The sequence below is a fragment of the Halalkalicoccus tibetensis genome, from assembly GCF_037996645.1.
GTDB lineage: Archaea > Halobacteriota > Halobacteria > Halobacteriales > Halalkalicoccaceae > Halalkalicoccus > Halalkalicoccus tibetensis.
Genome location: NZ_JBBMXV010000003.1, coordinates 17,930 through 38,630 on the forward strand (window position 1 = coordinate 17,930; position 20,701 = coordinate 38,630).

Sequence of the window (20,701 nt, forward strand, 5' to 3'; positions counted from 1 at the left end):
CATCGGTCCCGAATGTCCTTATACTCCGTTCTCCGGCCGGCGCTGTTCCGGCTGCCGGCCGAGACCGCACACACTGCGGTCACCGATCTCCTGAAGCTCGCCCAGCGAACGCCGGCGAGCTCGCTTCTCGAAGGTCGCTATCGGGTGGACGACCCCCGACTCGAGGTCGATCGCCTCGGGCGGCACTTTCCCAACCCCGTTGGGGTCGCGGCCGGCTTCGACAAGAACGGCGAGTTCCCGCTCGCGCTCGCGGCGCTCGGCTTTGGCCACCTCGAGATCGGCGGCGTCACCGCCGACCCCCAATCGGGGAACCCCAGACCCAGGATGTTCCGCCTCCCGGAGGACGACGCCATCGTCAACCGGATGGGCTTCAACAACGACGGGGCCGACCGCGTCGGGGCGCGCCTCGAGCGCGCCGCGCTCCCCGACGTCCCCGTCGGCGTGAACCTCGGCAAGTCAAAGGCGACCCCTGCCGAGCGGGCACCCGAGGACTACCGCTACACCTACCGCCGGCTCGCCGAGCACGGCGACTTCTTCGTCGTCAACGTCTCGAGCCCGAACACTCCCGGACTGCGCGAGCTCCAAGGGGAGGACCACCTCCGGGGGATCCTCACGGCGCTCCGGGACGCCGGCGCGGATCCCCTGCTGGTCAAGCTCTCGCCCGACCTCACCGACGGGGCGATCGAGGACGCCATCGGCGTCGTCGAGGAGCTCGACCTCGACGGGATCATCGCGACCAACACCTCGACCGATCGACCCGAGAGCCTCCGGGGAGAACACCGCCAGGAGGCGGGTGGCCTCTCGGGTAAGCCGATCGAACCGCGGGCGACCGACGTGGTCCGGTTCATCGCCGAGCGGACCGACGTCCCGATCGTCGGCGTCGGCGGCGTCTTCACCGCCGAGGACGCCTACCGGAAGATCCGCGCGGGCGCGAGCCTCGTCCAGCTCTACACGGGCCTGGTCTATCGGGGCCCCTCGATCGCCCGCGAGATCAACGAGGGGCTGCTCGCGCTGCTCGAGCGCGACGGGTTCGACTCGGTAGAAGCGGCGATCGGCGCGGACCTCGAATAGCTCGAAAAGTCAGACGCGCTCGGGATCAAGCTCGATGTCGAGCTCCGCGAGCAGCTCCCTCGCCTCCTCGCGTTTCTCCTGGTGTTCCTCGAGGAACTCTTCCATCAGTACTGCCGCCTGCTCCTTACAGCCCCCACAGAGGCGTTCGCCGCCGACGCACTCGTCGTAGACCTCCTTCGCGAACTCGTCGTCGTCGCCGGCCAGGAGGTAGGCGTACAGCTCGTAGACGGGACACTCGTCGGCCTTCCCGCCGAGCTCGCGCTGCTTCTCGGCGGTCTCGCGCCCGCCCGTGGTCGCGGAGTTGACCTTCTCGTAGCCCGTCTCGGGGTCGTCGAGCAGGCTGATGTGGCTCGCCGGGATCGACGAGGACATCTTCCCTCCGGTGAGGCCGGTCATGAACCGATGGTAGAGCGAGGAGGGCGCACGGAAGCCGTAGCCGCCGTGGTCGAGTTCGACCTCGCGGGCGAGCTCGTCGGCCTCCCCTTGGGAGAGCTCGAACGTGTCGATGTGGGCCTCGTAGACGCGCTTCTCGCCCTCGACGGCCTCTATGAGCGCCTCGAACGCCGCCTCGGTCGCGTTCCGATCGAGGAACCGTACCCGCGGGCGGAGCGGCTCCTTGCCCGCCGCCCGCAGCTTCTCGACCGTCGAGTCGATCGTCGCGGGGTCGTGGAGGTCCGCGAGCGTGTCGTACTCGGCGATCCAGTCGGCGGCCTCGACACAGCGCGGTCGGTCGGGCTCCTCGGCGAACTCCCCGCGCTCCTCGTAGGCGCGCGCGAGCACTGCCCGCTCGCCGGGGTCGGCCTCGAAGCTCGCGTAGGCCTCGGTGACGCCGAAATAGCGGGTCCGAGCGGCCAGATCGCGCGCCAGCCGGACGTGGGGGTCCTGGTCGGGCCCTACCGGGATCACGGTGGGCTTGGGCTCCTCGAGCTGCGGGTAGAGGATGTCGGCCATCTGGGTGACGACCGACTGCATATGTGAGACAGACGTCTCGCCCTCGAAGCCGTAGATCGCCGCCATCTCCGAGAAGTTGACCTCGCTGCCCAGCTCGAAGGCGAGGTCCTGCAGGTCGTGGTTCTCCGACTGGCGGTAGAGCTCGCCCTCCTCGGGATCGAATCCGAGCGCGAGCAGGCTGAGGAGGTAGTCCCGGGCGTGTTCGTCGATCTCCGCCCACGACATGCCCCGCGCGGAGTGGGCCTCGAGGTCGGCGATCAGCCCGTAGGTGTCCCCGCCCTGCTCCTGGTGCCAGATCAGCTCGTCGAAGACGAGCTTGTGGCCGATGTGGGGATCGCCCGTCGGCATGAACCCCGAGAGCGCGGCGAAGGGCTCGCCCTCGCGCATCGCGCGGGCCACCGGGCCGTAGTCGCGATGGCCGAAGATCACGCCCCGGCGCATCAGGTAATGGGGGTCGGCGACGTCGGGGAAGATCCCGTCGAACTCCTCGATGCCGAACTGCTCGAACAGGTTCCGGTAGTCGTCGACCGCCGAGGAACCCCACGGGTCGAGGGCGACGTCGTCGGTGGCGGCTCCCCCGTCGGGCTGTACGTCCTCGGCCTCGTGTGGTGGTTCCTCGCTCATGGTGTGAGTCTGCCGACCGAGATCCAGGCCGGCTCCGTACCGTCGTTCGCGTCCGTCAGCGCAAAAACCATTCGTTTGCGCACCCCGTGGGCCAGCCGGACGTCGAGCGCGAGCTCCCGGGGCGAGCTGACGTGATCGGGGCGCAGCACCCGGACGAGGGACTCGGAGTGGCCCAGCTCGTCGACCGAGTCGACGTCGGCGTAGACCCGGAAGTCAGCCCCGAACTTGAAGCCGGTCTTCGGGACGACCCCCCGCTCGCGCAGCGCAGCGTAGACCGCGAGCCGGCGGTCGAACCGCTCACCCTCGACGGCCCGGCCGCGGTCGAGAACCCCGTCGTCGATCGAAAGCGAGCCCCGATCCGCGAGATAGGCGGCCTCGACCAGCGAGAGCTGGATCGGGCCGTCGGCCCCGCTCTCGCGGCCGGCCAGCGGCTGACCGTAGAACCCCTCGGAGAACAGCGCCTCGGGCGGGTCCCAGGCGACTGCCCGATCGGCGAGCAGGTCCGCCTCGGTCGACCCGGAAAACCCCGTCGAGGTACCCTCCACGGCGGGCCGCCCGACCTCGAAGTAGGTCACCTCGCTCTCCTCGTCGACGACGGCGATCGACCCCTCGAGGTCGGCGACGGGGAGCGACTCGCGCTCGCCGGCGACCCGGAGCTCGTAGAGCCGATCGTCGTCCCACGGGCCCGAACCCCGCTCGTAGACGACGAAGTGGGCACCCTCCGACGGGTCGGGAACCCAGCCCTCGCGTGCGGGCGAGAGGTAGAAGCCCCGTTCGCGGAGGTCGGCGTAGACGAGAAAGCGGACGAGGAAGGTCGGGTCCGCCATCCGCCGGACGAACGCCGGGAAGTCGAGGTCCCCCACCCGGAGGTCGCCCCGGGAGAGCAGATGGGCCGCCTCGACGGGCGCCAGCGCGATCTCGTTGCCCTCGACCGGGCGGCCGTAGCCCCGCGAGTCGTAGTAGCGCTGGCGGGCGTCGCCCGCGACGCGGACCACCCCGTCCTCGAGTCGGCCCCGCGGTTCGTTCATGTCCGCCCTTGCGCGAGGGCTCTCAAAGGCTCACCGGTCGTCGCACGTGGAGTCGAGACAGCGCCGTCCCCTGGGGGTCTCGAAGCGCGGCAATCCACACTCGCAGGCCCCGATCACGACCCCGTCGGGGATCACGTAGCCGACCTCGCAGTCGGGGTAGTTCTCACAGCCCGCGAGCAGCCCGCCCCGGCGGATGATCCGGAGGGATCCGTCGCAGTCCGGACAGTCCCACTCGCGATCGAAGCACTCGCGCACGGCGTCGTCGAGCGACTCGCACTCCCGGGAGAGACAGAGCTCGAAGCGCTCGCCGCGCGCGACCGACATCCTCGGCAGCCCGCAGTCACAGCGCTCGTCGAGGACGCTCGCGCCGTCGGGCAGCCCGTAGCGGGCGTCGCAGCCGAGACAGGAGACGGCCCCGCCGGCACGCACGAGAACGCGCTCGCAGTCGGGACAGTCCCCGATCGGGATCCCGGCCCTCGATCCGGGATACTCGCCGAAGCCATAGGCGCTCCTCGACTCGACGCGGAGGGTTCGGTCGCCTGCGATCGCCGTAATGGAAAACCCACCGTTTCGGGTGCGGGCCACGGAGTCGGCGCGGGTGAGCCACGCCACCGGTTGGTAGCCGTCAGTATCGTGGACGAGCACGGTGTTGTCGGGCTTGAGCAGGACGACCACCTCGCCGCGGTGAGTCCCCTCACCGGTGTGAACGAGGCAGTCGCCGGCGAACACGGAGAGCGTATCGGCGTCTGGCATGGGCCAGTTGGTCCGCCGCCCGTATATGAACGTTCGCGCGGCGGTCGGCAGGACTTTGCCGTGCGAGCGGGCAGGTCCGGTATGGACTGTGTGCTGTTCGACATGGACGGCGTGATCGTCGACTCGGAGGACTACTGGGTCGATCGCGAGCGCGAGGAGCTACTGCCGGCGGTCGTCGAGGAGGACGTCCCCGTGAGCGAGATCACCGGCATGAACTATAAGGAGATCTACGAGTACCTCGATTCGAACTACACGACCCTCGTCGATCGTCCGGAGTACATCGACCGGTTCGAGGAGATCGCCCGCGAGATCTACACCGAGCACGCCGAACTCATGCCCGGGTTTCGCGACCTGCTCGCCGACCTCCACGAGCACGGCGTCCGAACGGCGATCGTCTCCTCGTCGCCACCCGACTGGATTGAAACCGTCACCGACCGGTTCGACCTGGAGAGGTTCGACGAGATCGTCAGCGCCGAGCACATCGACGGGCCCGGCAAGCCCGAGCCGGCGATCTACGAGCACGCCGCCCGGGAGATGGGCGTCGAGCCCGGCGACTGTATCGTCGTCGAGGACTCCGAACATGGCGTCGAGTCCGCCGCGGCGGCGGGCGCGTACACCCTCGCCTACGAGACCGCCACGAACGACGACCACGACCACTCCGCGGCCGACGAAAGCGTCTCGGGGCCCGATGAACTCCGCGAGCGACTGCTCGCCCTATGTGACGCGGACTGATCGGCTCTCGGCCACGGGCCGAAGCGGCAGGTCGGGGAAGACCACCTCGATCGTGTAGGTGAGCTCCTCGGCGTTCCCGCCAAAGACACCCACGGGAACCGTCGTCGAGCCGAGGAACGTCTCGGTCTCGGTCATCTCCACGTCATTGACCGTCACGCGAACCGCGGCGTTGGCCCCGCCCGCGATCGACTCGACCTCGACCTCGCACATCTCGTTTTTCCCCTGACCGATGGATTCGGGGAACGCGCCCCAATCGAAGCGGAGGGCGGGCAGCGAGCCGGCGTTCTCCAGCACTCGCTCGGCGACGCTCTCGGTCAGCCCGGCCTCGACCAGCCCCTCGACGCCGGCCTCGCGCACGTCGCCCGGCGAGGTGAGCCCCTCGCCCGCGAGCTTGCTCGCGCGGCCGGGCCCGATCCCCGAGACCGCCGTCAGCCCGACCGCGTCGTCGCTAACGCCGTACTCGACGCGCCCCTCGATCCGGCTCACGAGGTTCGCGCTCCGGGGGTCGGCGAAGCGCTCGCAGAAGGCGTGGAACGCCGCCAGCAGCCGGAGCGTGTTCTGGCGGATCACCCACGCGTCGCCCGAGAGCTCCGAGGGCGTCGTGCCGGTCATCGCCCCCCGGAGGATCGCGAGCACCTTCCGCTCGCCCGCGTCGAGGTCGCCCCCACGCCCCGAGAGCGCCGCGTCGATCGCGTCGCGCTCGGACTGGCGAGCGCTGACGCTGTCGAACTCGCTCGCGCGCGCGATCGTCTCGAGGACCGCGTCCTCCTCGATGGACTCGCGGATCGCCAGGTCGTGAAAGCGGGCGGCCGTCCCCAGGCGGAGGTAGTACTTCGAGGCGAGCACGCCGAGCGGGGTGGTGTCGACCGACAGGTCCTCGTCCACCGTGAGGAACCCCCGCTCGACCAGCGAGTCGAGGGTCTCGCGCACGCGCTCGCGGAGCGTCTCGAACCCGTACTCGGCGGGCTGGCTCCGTGCGCGCACGTAGTAGAACGTCGTCTCGAGCCACTCCATCACGTCCTCGAGGCTCTCGATGGTGCCCATCGCCACCTCGGCGTTCAGGTGGGCGTCGATGTCCTCCGCCAGCCGGGACTCGATCTCCTTTCCCTCCCGCAGGAGGCGGCGATAGCGGTCGGCCTCCGAGCGATCGCAGATCACCCAGCCGTAGCCCACGTCGTCGTAGCCCGGCCGGCCCGCCCGCCCGAGCATCTGCAGGACGTCGAGCGGGCTCATGTCGACCTCGCCCTCGAGCGGGTCGTGGTACTTCGTATCGCGGATGACGACGCAGCGCGCGGGCAGGTTCACGCCCCAGGCGAGGGTCGAGGTCGAGAACAGCAGCTGTATCTTGCCCTCCTTGAACCACTCCTCGATCAGGTCCCGGTCGTTCTTCGAGAGGCCGGCGTGGTGGAAGCCCACGCCGTCGAGCGCGGACTGGCGCAGCGTGTTGTTCTCCAACCGTTGGGTTTCGGTGTGGAAGTCGTAGTCGCCGCGCGCGCCCATCGGGACGTCGCGCTCGACGAGCTCGTCGCGGGCCTTCTTCGCGGCCTGCACGGTGTCCTGGCGGGAGGCGACGAAGACGAGCGCCTGGCCGTCCTCACGGACGTGGGGCTCGGCCAGATCGAGCGCCCGGTAGAGCCGGCGGTACTTGTCCGCGAAGGAGTTCTCGCCGTGCGAGTAGGTCTTCACGTCGGCGTGGAGGTCGACCGGGCGGTAGTCGTCGCCGAAGGCGAAGGTCGTCTCGGGGCCGGCGTCGAGCCAGTCGGCGACGTCCCCGATGTTCGGCATGGTCGCGGAGAGCGCGACGATCCGTGGCTCGCAGAGCCGTCGGAGCCGCGAGATCGTTACCTCCAGCACCGAACCCCGCCGATCGGAGTCGAGCAGGTGGACCTCGTCGATCACGCAGCAGTCGACGTCGGTGACGAAGTCGTATCTGCGGGAGTCGTGTTTTCGGGTCGCCGAGTCGGCCTTCTCGGGAGTCATCACGAGGATGTCCGCGCGGCGCGCCCTGCGCGGGTTGAGGTCGCGCTCGCCGGTGACGACGTAGACCGAGTAGCCCAGCTCCTCGAAGCGTTCCCACTCGCCCTCCTTCTCGTTGGTCAGCGCGCGCATCGGCGCGATGAAGAGCGCGGTGCCGCCGTCCTTGAGCGCGCGACAGATCGCCAGCTCGGCGAGCGCGGTCTTGCCGCTGGCGGTGGGTGCGCTGGCGACGACGTTCTCGTCGCCCTCGATCAGCGCCGGCAGCGCCTCGCGCTGCATCGCGTTGAACGACTCGAAGGGGAAGGCCTCCGCGAACTCGGGGAGCGCCTCGGCGACCTGCATCTGTCGGGTAGGGGGGCCGGCGGAGGAAAGGCGTTTCTAGTCGTTGCCGTCCTCGCCCTCGCTCTCGATGTCGGTCCCGAACCCCTTGATCAGCACCCGCGCCAGCGCGGCGACCGGAATGATCTCGAGGCGGCCGATCCACATGTTGAGCATGAGGATCCCCTTCGCGGCGTCGGGCATCCCGTGGCCCGTGAGCCCGGCCGAGATCCCGACGTTGCCCTGGGCGCTCGCGACCTCGAAGAGGACGGTCTCCAGTGGCTCGCCGAGGACGACCAGCAGGCCGACGACGCCGACCAGCAGGAGGAGGATCCACAGCAGCCCGACCGCGGCGGCCTGATCGAACTCCGAGGAGGACTGGTCGACGGTGGCCTCGCCCTCCTCGCTTGCGACGTCGGGCGTCCGGTCGACGTCGTTGAAGAACGCCTGGGTGATCCGGTAGTAGGATCCCTTCATCAGCGAGATCAGCCGGATGACCTTGATCCCGCCGGCGGTCGAGCCCGAGGCGCCCCCGATCGTCATCCCGGCGACCAGCATCAGCATGGCCTCGCCCGACCAGAGCGTCCCCAGCGCGCCGTCGGTCTGGAAGCCGGTACAGCTGAGTGCCGAGACGAACTGGAAGACGCCGAAGCGGATCGCCTCGCCGCGGGTCTCGAAGGGGCCGCCGAACAGGAACATCGAGACCAGCAGCGCGCCGACGGCGAACAGCACGAACAGCCAGCGCGTCTGGCGGTCCTCGTAGAGCGCGCGGACCGACCCCTTGAGGACGTAGTAGTGGACGGCAAACGAGATCGCCCCTAGCGCCATGATCGGCAGCAGGACGGCCTCGATCAGCGGGCTGTCGTAGGCGGCGATGCTGTCGTCGACGACGGTGAACCCGCCGGTCGAGATCCCGGTCATCCCGTGGTTGATCGCGTGCCAGGCGGGCATCCCCGCGAGCCAGAGCGCGACGATCGCGATCACGGTGACGGCGACGAACACCCACCAGATCGCGCGCATGGTCTCGCGCGTGCTCGATCCGATCTCCTCGACGGCGGCCTTCTCCTCGTAGAGCTGGCGAAAGGAGCCGCTCTCGCCGGTGAGGACGATCGCCGCCGCGAGCACGACGACGCCGATCCCGCCGATCCACTGGATCAGCGAGCGCCACCACTGGATCGTCGCGGGGTGTTGGGCCTCGTCGAGACTCATCGTCAGGCCCGTCCCGGTGACGCCGCTGGTCCCCTCGAAGACCGCGTCGACCGGCGAGAGGAAGACGGCGAGGGTCCGATTCAGTTCGGGGGTGGCGAGCCAGCGCGGGTCGAGCGCGACCGTCCAGGCGACGAAGAGGATCGGCAGGCTACAGAGGACGCCGCTGAACAGCCACGCCAGCGCCGCGGTGACGAGCCCGTGGGCGGGATCGGTGTCGGGCGCGTCGCTCCCCCAGCGGGTCAGCAGGGCGCCGAGCCCACCGGTGAGCGCCGCCGAGAGCAGGAGGGCGGGGATCGCGTACCACTCGCCGAAGACGACGGCGACGATCGACGATCCGGCCATCAGCCCCGCCAGCAACACGAACAGCGTGCCGAGGTCGCCCCCGATCGTCCGCGCGTCGTCCCACATCCCTTCGACCTCCGCATCCCACGGGGGAGGGAGTTGGCCCTTCGATCGCCGGGTCGCGATCCCCGCAGGTTTTTGCCCCGCCGCTCCCCAGTGGTGACAATGAGCCTTTCGCGCAAGCCCAACTGGCTGAAGACGCGGCCGCCGTCGGGCCGGGAGTTCGCCGGGATCAGACGCACCCTGCGCGAGCACGACCTCCACACGGTCTGTGAGGAGGCCAACTGCCCGAACCTCGGGGAGTGCTGGAGCGGCGGGGCCTCCGGCGACGGGGGGACCGCGACGTTCATGCTGATGGGCGATCGCTGCTCGCGGGGCTGTAACTTCTGTGACGTCGAGACGGGCGGGATGGAGCCGCTGGACGAGGACGAACCCGCGAACGTCGCGAGCGCCATCGCCGAGATCGGCCTCGACTACGTCGTGCTCACCAGCGTGGATCGCGACGACCTGCCCGACCAGGGGGCGGGCCACTTCGCCGAGACGATCCGCGAGATCAAGGCGCGCCATCCGGGCATCCTCGTCGAGGTGCTGATCCCCGACTTCCAGGGCGAGCCCGAACTGGTACGGAAGATCGTCGACGCCGAGCCCGACGTGATCGCCCACAACATCGAGACCGTCGAGCGGCTGCAGTTCCCCGTGCGCGACCGGCGGGCGGGCTACGAACGGAGCCTCTCCGTGCTGGAGCAGGTGAGCGCCGAATCGGGGATCCACACGAAGACGAGCCTGATGCTCGGCGTCGGCGAGCACGGCCATGAGATCTACCAGACCCTCTCGGACCTCCGGGAGGCGGCGGTCGACGTCGTGACGCTGGGGCAGTACCTCCAGCCCTCGCGCTCGCACCTCGACGTCGAGCGCTACGTCCACCCCCACGAGTTCGAGACCTGGCGGCGGGTCGCCGAGGAGGAGCTGGGCTTTCTCTACTCCGCGTCGGGGCCGATGGTCCGCTCGTCGTACAAGGCGGGCGAGCTGTTCGTCGAGGCCGTTCTCCGGGAGGGCGAGTCCGTCGAGGCCGCCCGACGGACGGCCCGCGCCGGCCGGTAGTACCGACCGAACGTCCAATCGGAATCGACGTCACGGTAGGAAGGTTAACGACCGTTCGGTTTCGTTTCCGCTACTGGCGACATCGTCATCCGAGAGGCCGGTTCCCACGTGCGGCGTCCGGATTCGTGGCGGGGGCGTTACCTTCCTTAAAAACCGTTACGAAAATCCTATAACCCGAGCGGGAGACGGTCGTGGTATGTTGCGGAGTGGATATTCATGAGTACGTTAGACGGCGATCCCCGGGACCGGGTACAGGTCCTCGCCGACGACGGGTCGGTCCTCGAGGACGCGGAGGTCCCCGACATCGGCGAGGAGGAGGTCGTCGAGATGTATCGCCAGATGCGCCTGGCCCGGCGTTTCGACCAGCGGGCGGTGAGCCTCCAGCGCCAGGGGCGGATGGGGACCTATCCGCCCCTCTCGGGCCAGGAGGGCGCCCAGGTCGCGAGCGCGCACGCGCTCGACGAGGCCGATTGGACGTTCCCGAGCTACCGCGAGCACGGGGCCGCCCTCGTTCGGGGGCTCTCGCTCGAGCGGACCCTCCTGTACTGGATGGGCCACGAGGACGGCAACGCGGTTCCCAACGGGGCGAACGTCTTTACCGTCGCCGTCCCGATCGCCTCCCAGCTCCCCCACGCCGTCGGCTGGGCGTGGGCCGCGAAACTCGACGGCGCCGACGAGGCCGCGATCTGCTACTTCGGCGACGGCGCGACGAGCGAGGGCGACTTCCACGAGGCGCTGAATTTTGCAGGTGTTTTCGACACCCCCAACGTCTTCTTCTGTAACAACAACCAGTGGGCGATCTCCGTTCCACGGGAACGCCAGACCGCGAGCGAGACGCTGGCGCAGAAGGCGACCGCCTACGGCTTCGAGGGCGTCCAGGTCGACGGCATGGACCCGCTCGCGGTGTATCAGGTGACCCGCGAGGCGATCGAGAAGGCGAAGGACCCCGGCGAGGGCGAGGCCCGACCGACCCTGATCGAGGCGGTCCAGTACCGCTTCGGCGCCCACACCACCGCCGACGATCCCTCGATCTACCGCGAGGACGACGAGGTCGAGGAGTGGAAGAAGAAGGACCCGATCCCGCGATTGGAGACGTTCCTCCTCGAGAACGGCTACCTCGACGGGGAGGGCGTCGAGGCCATCGAGGCCGGGATCGAGGAGGAGGTCGCCGACGCGATCGACGCCGCGGAGTCGGTCGAGCGACCCGAGCCCGAGGAGATGTTCGCGGAAGTCTACGCCGGGATGCCGGGGCGACTGGAGGAGCAGTTGGACTGGTTCCGGTCGATCCGCGAGACACACGGCGACGCGGCATTACTGGAGGACCACTGAATGAGCGAGACTGAGACACGGAACCTGACCCTGGTACAGGCGGTGCGGGACGGACTGGCCGACGAGATGCGAGCCGACGACGACGTGCTCGTCATGGGCCAGGACGTCGGCAAGAACGGCGGCGTCTTCCGGGCGACCGAGGGGCTCTACGACGAGTTCGGCGCGGATCGCGTGATCGACACCCCCCTCGCGGAGTCGGGGATCGTCGGCACCGCGATCGGGATGGCTGCCTACGGCCTGAAACCCGTCCCCGAGATCCAGTTCTCGGGGTTCATGTACCCCGCGTTCGACCAGATCGTTTCCCATATGGGACGCCTCAGGACGCGCTCGCGCGGGCGCTTCACCTGTCCGATGGTGCTTCGCGCGCCCTACGGCGGCGGGATCCGCGCGCCAGAGCACCACTCCGAGTCCAAGGAGGCGTTCTACGTCCACGAGCCCGGCCTCAAGGTCGTGGTCCCCTCGACGCCCTACGACACGAAGGGGCTGCTCACCAGCGCGATCCGCGACCCCGACCCCGTCGTGTTCCTCGAGCCCAAGCTCATCTACCGGGCGTTCAGGGAGGAGGTGCCCGACGAGTCCTACGAGGTTCCCCTCGGGGAGGCGGCGATCCGCCGCGAGGGCTCGGACGTCTCGGTCTTCACCTGGGGCGCGATGACCCGGCCGACGCTCGAGGCGGCGGAGAACCTCGCGGGCGAGATCAGCGTCGAGGTGGTCGACCTCCGGACGCTCTCGCCGCTCGACGAGGACGCGATCGTCGATTCCTTCGAGAAGACGGGGCGGGCCGCGGTGGTCCACGAGGCGCCCAAGACCGCCGGGCTTGGCGCGGAAATCGTCGCCACGATCCAGGAGGAGTCGCTGCTCTACCAGGAGGCGCCGGTAAAGCGGATCACGGGCTTCGACACGCCGTTTCCGCTCTACGCGCTGGAGGACTACTACATGCCCGAACCCACCCGCATCGAGGAAGGTATCAGGGAGGCCGCCGAGTTCTAACCATGGTCAGGGAGTTCAAACTGCCCGACGTCGGCGAGGGCGTCGCCGAGGGCGAGATCGTCCGGTGGCTGGTCGAGGAGGGCGAGGAGGTCAGCGAGGACCAGCCCGTCGCGGAGGTCGAGACCGATAAGGCGGTCGTCGAAGTGCCCTCGCCGGTGAACGGCTCGGTGAAGGAGATCCTCGCCGAGGAGGGCGAGGTCGTCCCCGTCGGGAACGTGATCGTCACGTTCGAGGTGGAGGGCGAGGCCGGGACCGAGAGCGGCGAGGACGAGGAGCCGACCGAGTCCCAGGAGCAGGTCAGCGAGGAGCCCGCCGATATCGGCGGCGAGCCCGCGATCACCGAGGCCGACGACGATGCGGGAGCGGACGCGGAGCCCGAAACGCCGTCGGGCCGCGTGTTCGCTCCGCCGCACGTCCGGCGGCTGGCCCGCGAGCTCGGCGTCGAGATCGGGAGCGTCGAGGGGTCGGGCCCGAGCGGCCGGGTCACCGAGGGCGACGTACGAGAGGCCGCCGAGAGCGACGACGACGAGGAGTCGAAGGGCCCCAAGCAGTTCGACACGGAACTGAAGTCGGCCACGAGAAAGCGCGGCGAGGATCGTGAAGAGGGCGAGGCCGCCGAGCCCGCGGATCGCGAGCGGACGCTGGCTGCGCCGGCCACTCGAAAGCTCGCCGAGGACGAAGGGGTCGACCTGAACCGGGTTCCCGCGACGGAGGAACGGGACGGCGAGGCGTTCGTCACCCCCGAGGCGGTCCGGGAGTACGCCGAAGCCCAGCGCGAGGCCCAGGCCGCCGACGCCGAGGCACTCGCGGCGACCGGACGGGAGGGCGAGCGCGAGGAACGGGACGAACGCGAGGAGCGGGTCCCCTACCGGGGCATCCGCCGGACGATCGGCACGCAGATGGCGAACTCGAAGTTCACCGCGCCCCACGTCACCCACCACGACACCGCCGAGGTCGAGGGGCTGGTCGGGGCGCGCGCCGATCTGAAGGCTCGCGCCGAGGAGCAGGGGACCCGGCTGACGTACATGCCGTTCGTGATGAAAGCGATCGTCGCCGCCCTGCAGGAGTACCCTGAGCTGAACGCCTCGCTCGACGAGGAGGCGGGGGAGATCGTCCGGAAGAACTACTACAACGTCGGGATCGCGGTCGCGACGGACGCGGGGCTGATGGTGCCCGTAGTAAAGAACGTCGACGAGAAGGGACTGCTCCAGCTCGCCGAGGAGGTCGAGGAGCTCGCGGGGAAGGCCCGCGATCGATCGATCTCGAGAGAAGAGATGCAGGGTGGCACCTTCACCATCACGAACTTCGGGGCGATCGGCGGCGAGTACGCCACCCCGATCATCAATCATCCCGAGGTGGCGATCCTGGGGCTGGGCGAACTGGCCGAGCGGCCGGTCGCGGAGAACGGCGAGGTGAAGGCGGCTCACACGCTGCCGCTGTCGCTGTCGATCGACCACCGCGTGGTCGACGGCGCGGAGGCGGCGGGCTTCACGAACCGCGTGATGGAGTACCTCGAGAACCCACTGCTGCTGCTGTTAGATTAACAATGGTCGTTGGAGACATCGCAACTGGCACGGACGTACTGGTGATCGGCGCGGGACCGGGCGGCTACGTGGCCGCCATCCGCGCGGGACAGCTCGACCTCGACGTGACACTCGTTGAGAAGGACGCGTATGGAGGGACCTGTCTGAACCACGGCTGCATCCCCTCGAAGGCGCTCATCACGGCGACGGGAGTCGCCCACGAGGCCGCGAACGCCGAGGAGATGGGTATCCACGCCGATCCCGCCGTCGACATGGGCGGGATGGTCGAGTGGAAGGACGGCGTGGTCGACCAGCTTACGGGCGGCGTCGAGAAGCTCTGTAAAGCGAACGGAGTGAACCTCGTCGAGGGGCGCGCGGAGTTCGCCGACGGGAACACGGCCCGGGTCGCCCACGGCGGCGAGGGCCAGGGGAGCGAATCGATCGAGTTCGAGCACGCGGTCGTCGCGACCGGCTCGCGCCCGATCGAGATCCCCGGCTTCGAGTTCGACGGCGAGCACGTCCTGAGCTCGCGCGAGGCCCTCTCGCTCGACTCGGTGCCCGACTCGCTGGTGATCGTCGGCGGAGGTTACATCGGGATGGAGCTCGCGGGCGTGTTCGCGAAGCTCGGCACCGACGTGACGGTGGTCGAGATGCTCGACGAGGCGTTGACGGGCTTCTCGGACGACCTCGCCAAGCCGGTGATCGACAACATGGAAGAGCTCGGCGTCGAGATCCGCCTCGGCGAGGCCGCGAGCGAGTGGCATGAGACGGGCGACGGGATCAGCGTCACTACGGAGACCGAGGACGGCGAGGAGACCGGCCACGACTGCGAGAAGGTCCTCGTGGCCGTTGGCCGCCAGCCCGTGACCGACACCCTGAACCTCGAAGCGATCGGCCTGGAGCCCGACGACGGCGGGTTCCTCGCGACCGACGACCGCGCGCGGACCGACGTCGGGAACGTCTTCGCGGTCGGTGACGTCGCCGGCGAGCCGATGCTGGCCCACACGGGCATGGCCGAGGGCCAGGTCGCCGCGGAGGTCATCGCGGGCGAGCCCGCGGCGCTCGACCACCAGGCGATCCCCGCGGCGGTGTTCACCGAGCCCGAGATCGGGACGGTCGGAATGACCCCCGAGGAGGCCGAGGAGGCGGGCTTCGAGCCCGCGGTCGGCGAGATGCCGTTTCGCGCGAGCGGGCGGGCGCTCACGACCGGCCACACCGAGGGGTTCGTCCGGATCGTCGCCGACGCCGAGAGCGGCTTCGTCCTGGGCGGGCAGATCGTCGGCCCCGAGGCCTCCGAGCTGATCGCGGAGATCGGGCTGGCGATCGAACTGGGCGCGACCTTAGAGGACGTCGCGGCGACGATCCACACCCACCCCACCCTCTCGGAGGCGGTCAACGAGGCCGCCGAGAACGCGCTTGGCCACGCGATCCACACGCTCAACCGCTGATCAGAGCGAACGCTCGGAGGGCGAGTGGTTCCGGTAGCCCGGGATCGACTCGCCCGAGAGGTCGGCGACACAGTCCCGGCAGTAGCGGTACTCGGGGTCGTTCTCGGCGCCACACTCGTTACAGGAAACCGCCTCGCGCCCGTCGGTCGCCTCCGCGCCGTCGACGTCGACCGTCTCGGGAGCGAGCGCCCCCGGGTCACGGTCGTCGGAGTCGTCCCTAACGCGGTAGTAGAAGTAGGCGAGTGCGAGCAGTTGGACGACGGCGAACGCCGCCACGATCTCGAGAGCCCAGGTCTCGAGCATTGGTCTACCGAACGCAGGGAATCGACGCACTTAGCATTTGTGCCGGCCCTATCGCCGGTGAACGGTGAGCGCCTGCAGGCGGAGGTTCGAGCTCCCGACGCCGGGGATCCCCGAGAGGAAGCCGGCGAAGTCGGCGGTGTTGACGGGCCACTGGCTCCAGCGATACGACCGCACGAGCGTCGGCGCCTCGAGGTAGATCCGCTCGGCGGCCTCGCGCACCAGCTCGTCGCGCCGGTCGGCGTCGGGCTCGCCGCGGGCCGCCTCGATCGCCTCGTCTGCGCTGGGGCCTTCGAGACCGTAGCCGGCCGCGTTGTACCCGAACGACCCGTCGGCAGGGGCGTTGTCGCTGTGAAAGAGGTCATACAGGGTGGGAGCACCGTGCGCCGAGAGCGCCGACCACTGGCCCGGGTAGAGGTCGAACTCCGCCTCGAGATACGCCCGATCCGCGATCTCGATTTCGCTCGCGATCTCCCGCTCGACGGGGATCCCGAGCCGCCGGAGGTCCCGGACGTACTCCCCGATGAACTCGGCCTCGCGGGGGTTCGCCTCGTCGGGCGGCGCCAGCAGCTCGATCGGGCCGCCGTGGAGCTCCTCGACCGTCTGACCGTCCGCGTAGAGCTCCGCCTCGACCCCGGCCTCCGCGAGGACGTCCGAGCGCACCTCGCCGAGCTCGTAGTCGTAGGCCGCCTCGTTCTGACCCGTGGTGCCGAACCCGGTGAGGCTGCCGGGGTACTCGCGGCCGGCGTAGCTTCCCTCGCCCCCGTCGACGACCGCGCCCGACGCGAGGAACTCCTGGATCGACCCCGCGTCGAGTTCGCCGTCCGTTCCACGGAAGCCGAGCACCTCGAGAACCGGGTGGGGATCCTCCGCAGGGGTCTGCTGGACGGGCTCGCCCGCCGCCGTTTCCGGGCGGAGGTGCTCGAAGCCGGGCGGGACGACGACGCTGCCCGGGATCGCGTAGCCGCGCTGGATGTCGGCCCAACGGTCCCGGTCCATCGCCATGCCGAGCGCCTGGCGGAACGCCTGGTCGTCGAGCGGGGGCGTCCGCACGTCCATCGTGTAGTGGTCGTAGCCGTCGTCGTGGCCGGCGACCAGGCCGAGCCCCTCCCGATCGTCGATCGCGTCCGCCCGCGCGGGGTCGAACCCGGCGTCGTGGATCGCGTCGATCCCGCCGCCGGCGAGCTCTCGGTCGAGGGCGTCGGTGCTCCCGAAGGGGCGGAGCTCGATCGCATCGAGGAAGGGGCCGCCCTCGATCAGCAGGCCGTGCTCCTCGACCCAGTCCTGACGGGTGAGCGGCCAGTCGTCGGCGAGGGCGATCTCGAACCCCGACTCGGGGTCGCCCGCCGTGAGCCGTCCCGGGCCGAGGCCGACCGGCTCGTCGGGCTCGTGGTCGGCGGGATCGTCGACGTCGCTCCAGACGTGTTCGGGCAGCAGGGGGACCGAGAGCTGTTCGGCCTCGTAGCTGCCGATCGCCTCCGAGAGGACGAGCTCGACGTCGGCGCCGTTCCCCTCGCCGACCGACTCGATGGGATCGACCGTCGAGCGAAAGCGTCCGGGCTCGTGTTCGGCGTAGTACTCGTAGGTGAACAGGACGTCCTCGGCGGTGAACGCCTCGCCGTCGGTCCACTCGAGGTCGTCGCGGAGATCGATCGAGACCGTCGTCCCCTCGCCGGTGTCGTCGGCGCTCCAGTCGACGAACGCCCAGGGCATGGCCTCGAACCCGTCGGGCTCGATGAGGACGCCTGGCTGGTAGAGCAGATCGAGCAGCGCGTCCGTGGGGGCCGAGCCCGCGGTCAGCGGGTTCGGCGCCTCGAGGGCGCCCGGCAGGCCGACCGTGAAGGTCCCGCCGCGTTCGATCGTCTCGGAGTCGGCCTCGCCCGGCCGGGTATCGGAGTCTTCGTCCCCGTCGTCGGACAGACAACCCGCGACCGGGAGCGCGAGCACCCCCGCCCCCGCCCGCAGCAGGGAGCGGCGCGCGGCGTCGATGGGCTCCGCCATATACGTTTCCCAGCCGGTATGGACACGTAAACATCGGGGTCGACCCGGCTCGGGATGTGGTAGCGCCGGCCGTATCCGAGGCCTTTTAGCGATGAGCGCGAAACCCGTCGGCCATGAGAGCAGTCACGCTGGGGCCGGCCGGGACCTACTCACACCGGGCGGCCGGGGCCGTCGCCAGCGAGGTCGACTTCCGCGAGTCGGTGTCCGGGATCGTCGAGGCCGTCGCGACCGGCGGGGCCGATCGCGGCGTGATCCCCATCGAGAACAGCATCGAGGGCAGCGTCACCGAGAGCCTCGACGCGCTCGCGGACTACGAGGTGAGCGTCGTCCGCGAGATCGTCACGCCGATCCGCCACGCGCTGCTCGCCCAGGGCGAGGAGTTCACGACCGTCGCGAGCCACTCCCAGGCGCTCGCCCAGTGCCGGGAGTATCTCGACCGGGAGCACCCCGACGCCGAGATGGAGCCGGTCGCGAGCACCGCCCGCGGGGTCGAGCGCGCCCGCGAGGACGCCTCGATCGCGGCGATCGGCCACCCGGAGAACGCTGCAGGACCACGTCCTGCTGGCAGTCGGACGGAGTCCGACGACGCCGGGGATGACCTCCGGGTCCTCGCCGAGGACATCCAGGACCGCACCTCCAACGCCACCCGCTTTCTGGTCGTCGCCCCCGTCGACGCGCGCTCGGAGGCCGGCGGGAAGTCCTCGTTCGTCGTCTATCCGAGCATGAACTACCCCGGCCTGCTGCTCGAGCTCTTGGAGGCGTTCGCCGACGAGGACATCAACCTCTCGCGGGTCGAGTCCCGACCGAGCGGCGAACGGCTGGGCGATTATCTCTTCCATTTCGACTGCGAGACCGGCATGTACGAGGAGCGAACCCAGAGGGCGCTCGAACGGATCGAGGCGATCGCCGAGAAGGGATGGGTGCGCTGGCTCGGCTCCTACGACACCGAGCACGTTCTGGAATGAAATCGGACAGGTATATAATAACAAGGGCAAGTAATATCAAGTTCGGCCAGTAGTTGATCGTATGTCCCACGACTGCGGGGGCGACCACGAGGAGTACGAGCAGCGGGGAACGCCGGCTGGGGATCGAAGCACGGTCAGCAAGCGGGGTCACGCGAGCCGGCGGACGGTGCTCGGCGCGGCGGCCGCCGGCCTCGCGGGGACGGCCCTGTCGGGGGCAGCCGGTGCGGAGAACGGCGACGGCGGCGACACCGTCACGATCGTCCACGACCTCCACAGCCACAGCGACATCGGCGAGGTCGGCGAGCCGAACATCGCGCGCTACCAGGCGACGATCCGGGAGCGCCTCGCCGAACGCGAGGACAGCGTCTTCCTCACGAGCGGCGACGAGCTGGGCTCCTCGCTGATCTCGTTCTACACCGAGGGCGCCCACAAGGTCGAGTTCATGAACGACATGGGGATCACCGCCGCCGGGGTGGGCAACCACGACTTCGACTACGGGATCGAGACCGCGATCGATCGCTTCGGCGCGAGCGAGTTCCCCTGGCTCAACTCCGCGCTGTTCACCCCCGACGGCGAGCCGCTCCCGAACACCGAGCGCTGGCGGATCGTCGAGGTCGGCGACGTCACACTGGGGCTGTTCAACGTCGTACTCCGGGGCTTTCACGACATCACCGACTACCCCGACGAGTACGAGGCCCGCGACCCCATCGAGGTCTCCCGGGAGATGGTCGACTGTCTCCAGCGCGAGGGCGCGGACGTGATCGTGCTCGCCTCCCACGTCGCCCACGAGACCCACTACGAGATCGCGGAGGCGGTCGACGGGCTCGACGCCATCTTCGGCTCGCACTCGCACGTCACGTTCGACGAGGCCGAGATCCACCACGGCACCGTGATCAGCGAGATCGGCTACGCCTACGAGCATCTGGGCGTGATGACGCTGGACAGGGAGGGCGGGCTGGTCTCCTGGGAGCGGGTCGATCTCGACGAGGGGATCGAGCCCGACCCCGAGTTCAAGGCCCGGCTCGAGGCACAGTACGACGAGCTCGACGAGGAGTTCTCGGCGGAGGTCGGCGAGACCGAGGTCGAGCTCGACGCCTCGGGTGCCGTCAACTACGCCCGCGAGAGCCGACTGGGCAACCTCGTGGCCGACGCGATGCTCGACGCCGGCGAGGACGCCGACGTCGCCTTCCAGAACGCCGGCGGGCTGCGGACCAACGACACCTACGGCCCGGGGACGCTGACCGCGGGCGACGTCCTGGGAATCCTCCCGTTCGCCAACGCGGTGGTGACCTTCGAGGCGACGGGCGCGGAGATCCGCGCGGCCCTCGAGAGCCGCGTCGACACGCTACCGGAGGCGCCCTTCGGCGCTCAGCAGGGCCAGCAGGTCGGCGGGCTGAGCTACGAGTGGAGCGGCCACGGGGAGGCGGCGATCGGCGAGGTCTTCGTCGACGGCGAGCCCCTCGATCCCGAGGGCAGCTACACGGTGGCGACGACCGACTACATCAAGGACACCGCGAGCGGCTACGACAGCTTCCGCGGGGCGGAGGTTCTCTGGCAGTCGAGCGACCTCCTCGGCCCGGTCGTGATGCAGTACATCGAGGAGCAGGGCTCGGTCGCGCCCGAGATCGAGGACCGGATCCTCCGGGTGGACGAGGACGTTGGCGAGCAGACCGACTGGTCGATGGCCGGCGGCGAGCTCACGCTGTGGTTCGATCTCCCGGAGGAAGCGACGGGGATCGACCCCGAGGGCTTCTTCGCGCTCGCTCCCGACGGCGAGCGCTTCGAGGCCGCCGGCGTCGAGGAGGACGGCGGGGCGGTCGCGGTGACGTTCGACGGCGAGCGGCTTCCCGAGCTGGCGAGCGGGGAGACCCCGCTTCGGGTGTTCGGCGGGTTCGATCCCGACAGCGAGGCCTACGGCTACACCGACGAGGACGGCGCGCTCCGGGAGCTTCCGGTCTCGGCGGCCTACGGGACGTTCGTGATGAAGGGGTCTGTCACCGCACCCGTCGACGGGTAGGTCTCGGCCGACCACGACCCCG

16 protein-coding genes are annotated in these 20,701 nt (G+C 69.6%); 9 read left to right on the forward strand and 7 right to left on the reverse strand.

Annotation, left to right across the window (positions count from 1 at the left end; all coding sequences use genetic code 11):
* Window positions 1–12 precede the first annotated feature (12 nt).
* Window positions 13–1,071: a quinone-dependent dihydroorotate dehydrogenase gene (locus WOA58_RS08560; protein WP_340603771.1), complete on the forward strand. Its 1,059-nt coding sequence runs from the start codon at window positions 13–15 to the stop codon at window positions 1,069–1,071.
* A gap of 9 nt (window positions 1,072–1,080) precedes the next feature.
* Here the strand turns inward: WOA58_RS08560 and WOA58_RS08565 are convergent, their stop codons facing one another.
* Genes WOA58_RS08565 through WOA58_RS08575 form a run of 3 tightly spaced genes read right to left on the reverse strand, consistent with a single transcriptional unit; the run spans window position 1,081 to window position 4,427 of the window.
* Entirely contained in the window at window positions 1,081–2,646 is a 1,566-nt protein-coding gene (locus tag WOA58_RS08565; RefSeq protein ID WP_340603772.1) for a tryptophan--tRNA ligase, read from the reverse strand.
* On the reverse strand, window positions 2,643–3,674 hold the full coding sequence (gene endA / locus WOA58_RS08570) for a tRNA-intron lyase (RefSeq protein WP_340603773.1): 1,032 nt from the start codon (window positions 3,672–3,674) through the stop codon (window positions 2,643–2,645). The genes WOA58_RS08565 and endA overlap by 4 nt, the downstream gene beginning before the upstream one ends.
* A 30-nt stretch (window positions 3,675–3,704) precedes the next feature.
* Window positions 3,705–4,427 (reverse strand): DUF91 domain-containing protein, encoded by a 723-nt coding sequence (locus WOA58_RS08575; protein WP_340603774.1) that lies wholly within the window; start codon window positions 4,425–4,427, stop codon window positions 3,705–3,707.
* An 81-nt stretch (window positions 4,428–4,508) separates the two neighbouring features.
* On the opposite strand from WOA58_RS08575, the gene WOA58_RS08580 reads away from it, so the two are divergent.
* Window positions 4,509–5,159 carry an HAD family hydrolase gene (locus WOA58_RS08580; RefSeq protein ID WP_340603775.1) on the forward strand — a complete coding sequence of 217 codons (651 nt, stop codon included), beginning with the start codon at window positions 4,509–4,511 and terminating at the stop codon, window positions 5,157–5,159.
* Here WOA58_RS08580 and WOA58_RS08585 read toward each other — a convergent pair.
* Window positions 5,142–7,478: a DEAD/DEAH box helicase gene (locus WOA58_RS08585; RefSeq protein WP_340603776.1), complete on the reverse strand. Its 2,337-nt coding sequence runs from the start codon at window positions 7,476–7,478 to the stop codon at window positions 5,142–5,144. The genes WOA58_RS08580 and WOA58_RS08585 overlap by 18 nt on opposite strands.
* 36 nt (window positions 7,479–7,514) lie before the next feature.
* On the reverse strand, window positions 7,515–9,071 hold the full coding sequence (locus WOA58_RS08590) for a TrkH family potassium uptake protein (RefSeq protein ID WP_340603777.1): 1,557 nt from the start codon (window positions 9,069–9,071) through the stop codon (window positions 7,515–7,517).
* 99 nt (window positions 9,072–9,170) lie between these two features.
* On the opposite strand from WOA58_RS08590, the gene lipA reads away from it, so the two are divergent.
* From lipA to lpdA, 5 genes are all read left to right on the forward strand, one after another.
* A complete protein-coding gene (gene lipA, locus WOA58_RS08595) occupies window positions 9,171–10,106 on the forward strand; it encodes a lipoyl synthase (protein WP_340603778.1) in 936 nt (311 codons plus the stop codon).
* 216 nt (window positions 10,107–10,322) lie between these two features.
* Entirely contained in the window at window positions 10,323–11,435 is a 1,113-nt protein-coding gene (pdhA, locus tag WOA58_RS08600) for a pyruvate dehydrogenase (acetyl-transferring) E1 component subunit alpha (RefSeq protein WP_340603779.1), read from the forward strand.
* Window positions 11,436–12,425, forward strand: coding sequence for an alpha-ketoacid dehydrogenase subunit beta (locus tag WOA58_RS08605; RefSeq protein WP_340603780.1), 990 nt, complete (start codon window positions 11,436–11,438; stop codon window positions 12,423–12,425).
* Window positions 12,426–12,427: 2 nt separating this feature from the next.
* A complete protein-coding gene (locus WOA58_RS08610; protein WP_340603781.1) occupies window positions 12,428–13,969 on the forward strand; it encodes a dihydrolipoamide acetyltransferase family protein in 1,542 nt (513 codons plus the stop codon).
* A 2-nt stretch (window positions 13,970–13,971) separates the two neighbouring features.
* A complete protein-coding gene (lpdA, locus tag WOA58_RS08615; protein WP_340603782.1) occupies window positions 13,972–15,396 on the forward strand; it encodes a dihydrolipoyl dehydrogenase in 1,425 nt (474 codons plus the stop codon).
* Here the strand turns inward: lpdA and WOA58_RS08620 are convergent, their stop codons facing one another.
* Window positions 15,397–15,699: a DUF7577 domain-containing protein gene (locus WOA58_RS08620; RefSeq protein WP_340603783.1), complete on the reverse strand. Its 303-nt coding sequence runs from the start codon at window positions 15,697–15,699 to the stop codon at window positions 15,397–15,399.
* 48 nt (window positions 15,700–15,747) lie between these two features.
* Window positions 15,748–17,697, reverse strand: coding sequence for an ABC transporter substrate-binding protein (locus WOA58_RS08625; protein WP_340603784.1), 1,950 nt, complete (start codon window positions 17,695–17,697; stop codon window positions 15,748–15,750).
* A gap of 113 nt (window positions 17,698–17,810) precedes the next feature.
* On the opposite strand from WOA58_RS08625, the gene WOA58_RS08630 reads away from it, so the two are divergent.
* Window positions 17,811–18,662, forward strand: a complete 852-nt coding sequence (locus WOA58_RS08630; RefSeq protein ID WP_340603785.1) for a prephenate dehydratase — start codon at window positions 17,811–17,813, stop codon at window positions 18,660–18,662.
* A 61-nt stretch (window positions 18,663–18,723) separates the two neighbouring features.
* Window positions 18,724–20,679, forward strand: a complete 1,956-nt coding sequence (locus WOA58_RS08635; protein WP_340603786.1) for a bifunctional metallophosphatase/5'-nucleotidase — start codon at window positions 18,724–18,726, stop codon at window positions 20,677–20,679.
* Window positions 20,680–20,701: the final 22 nt, after the last annotated feature.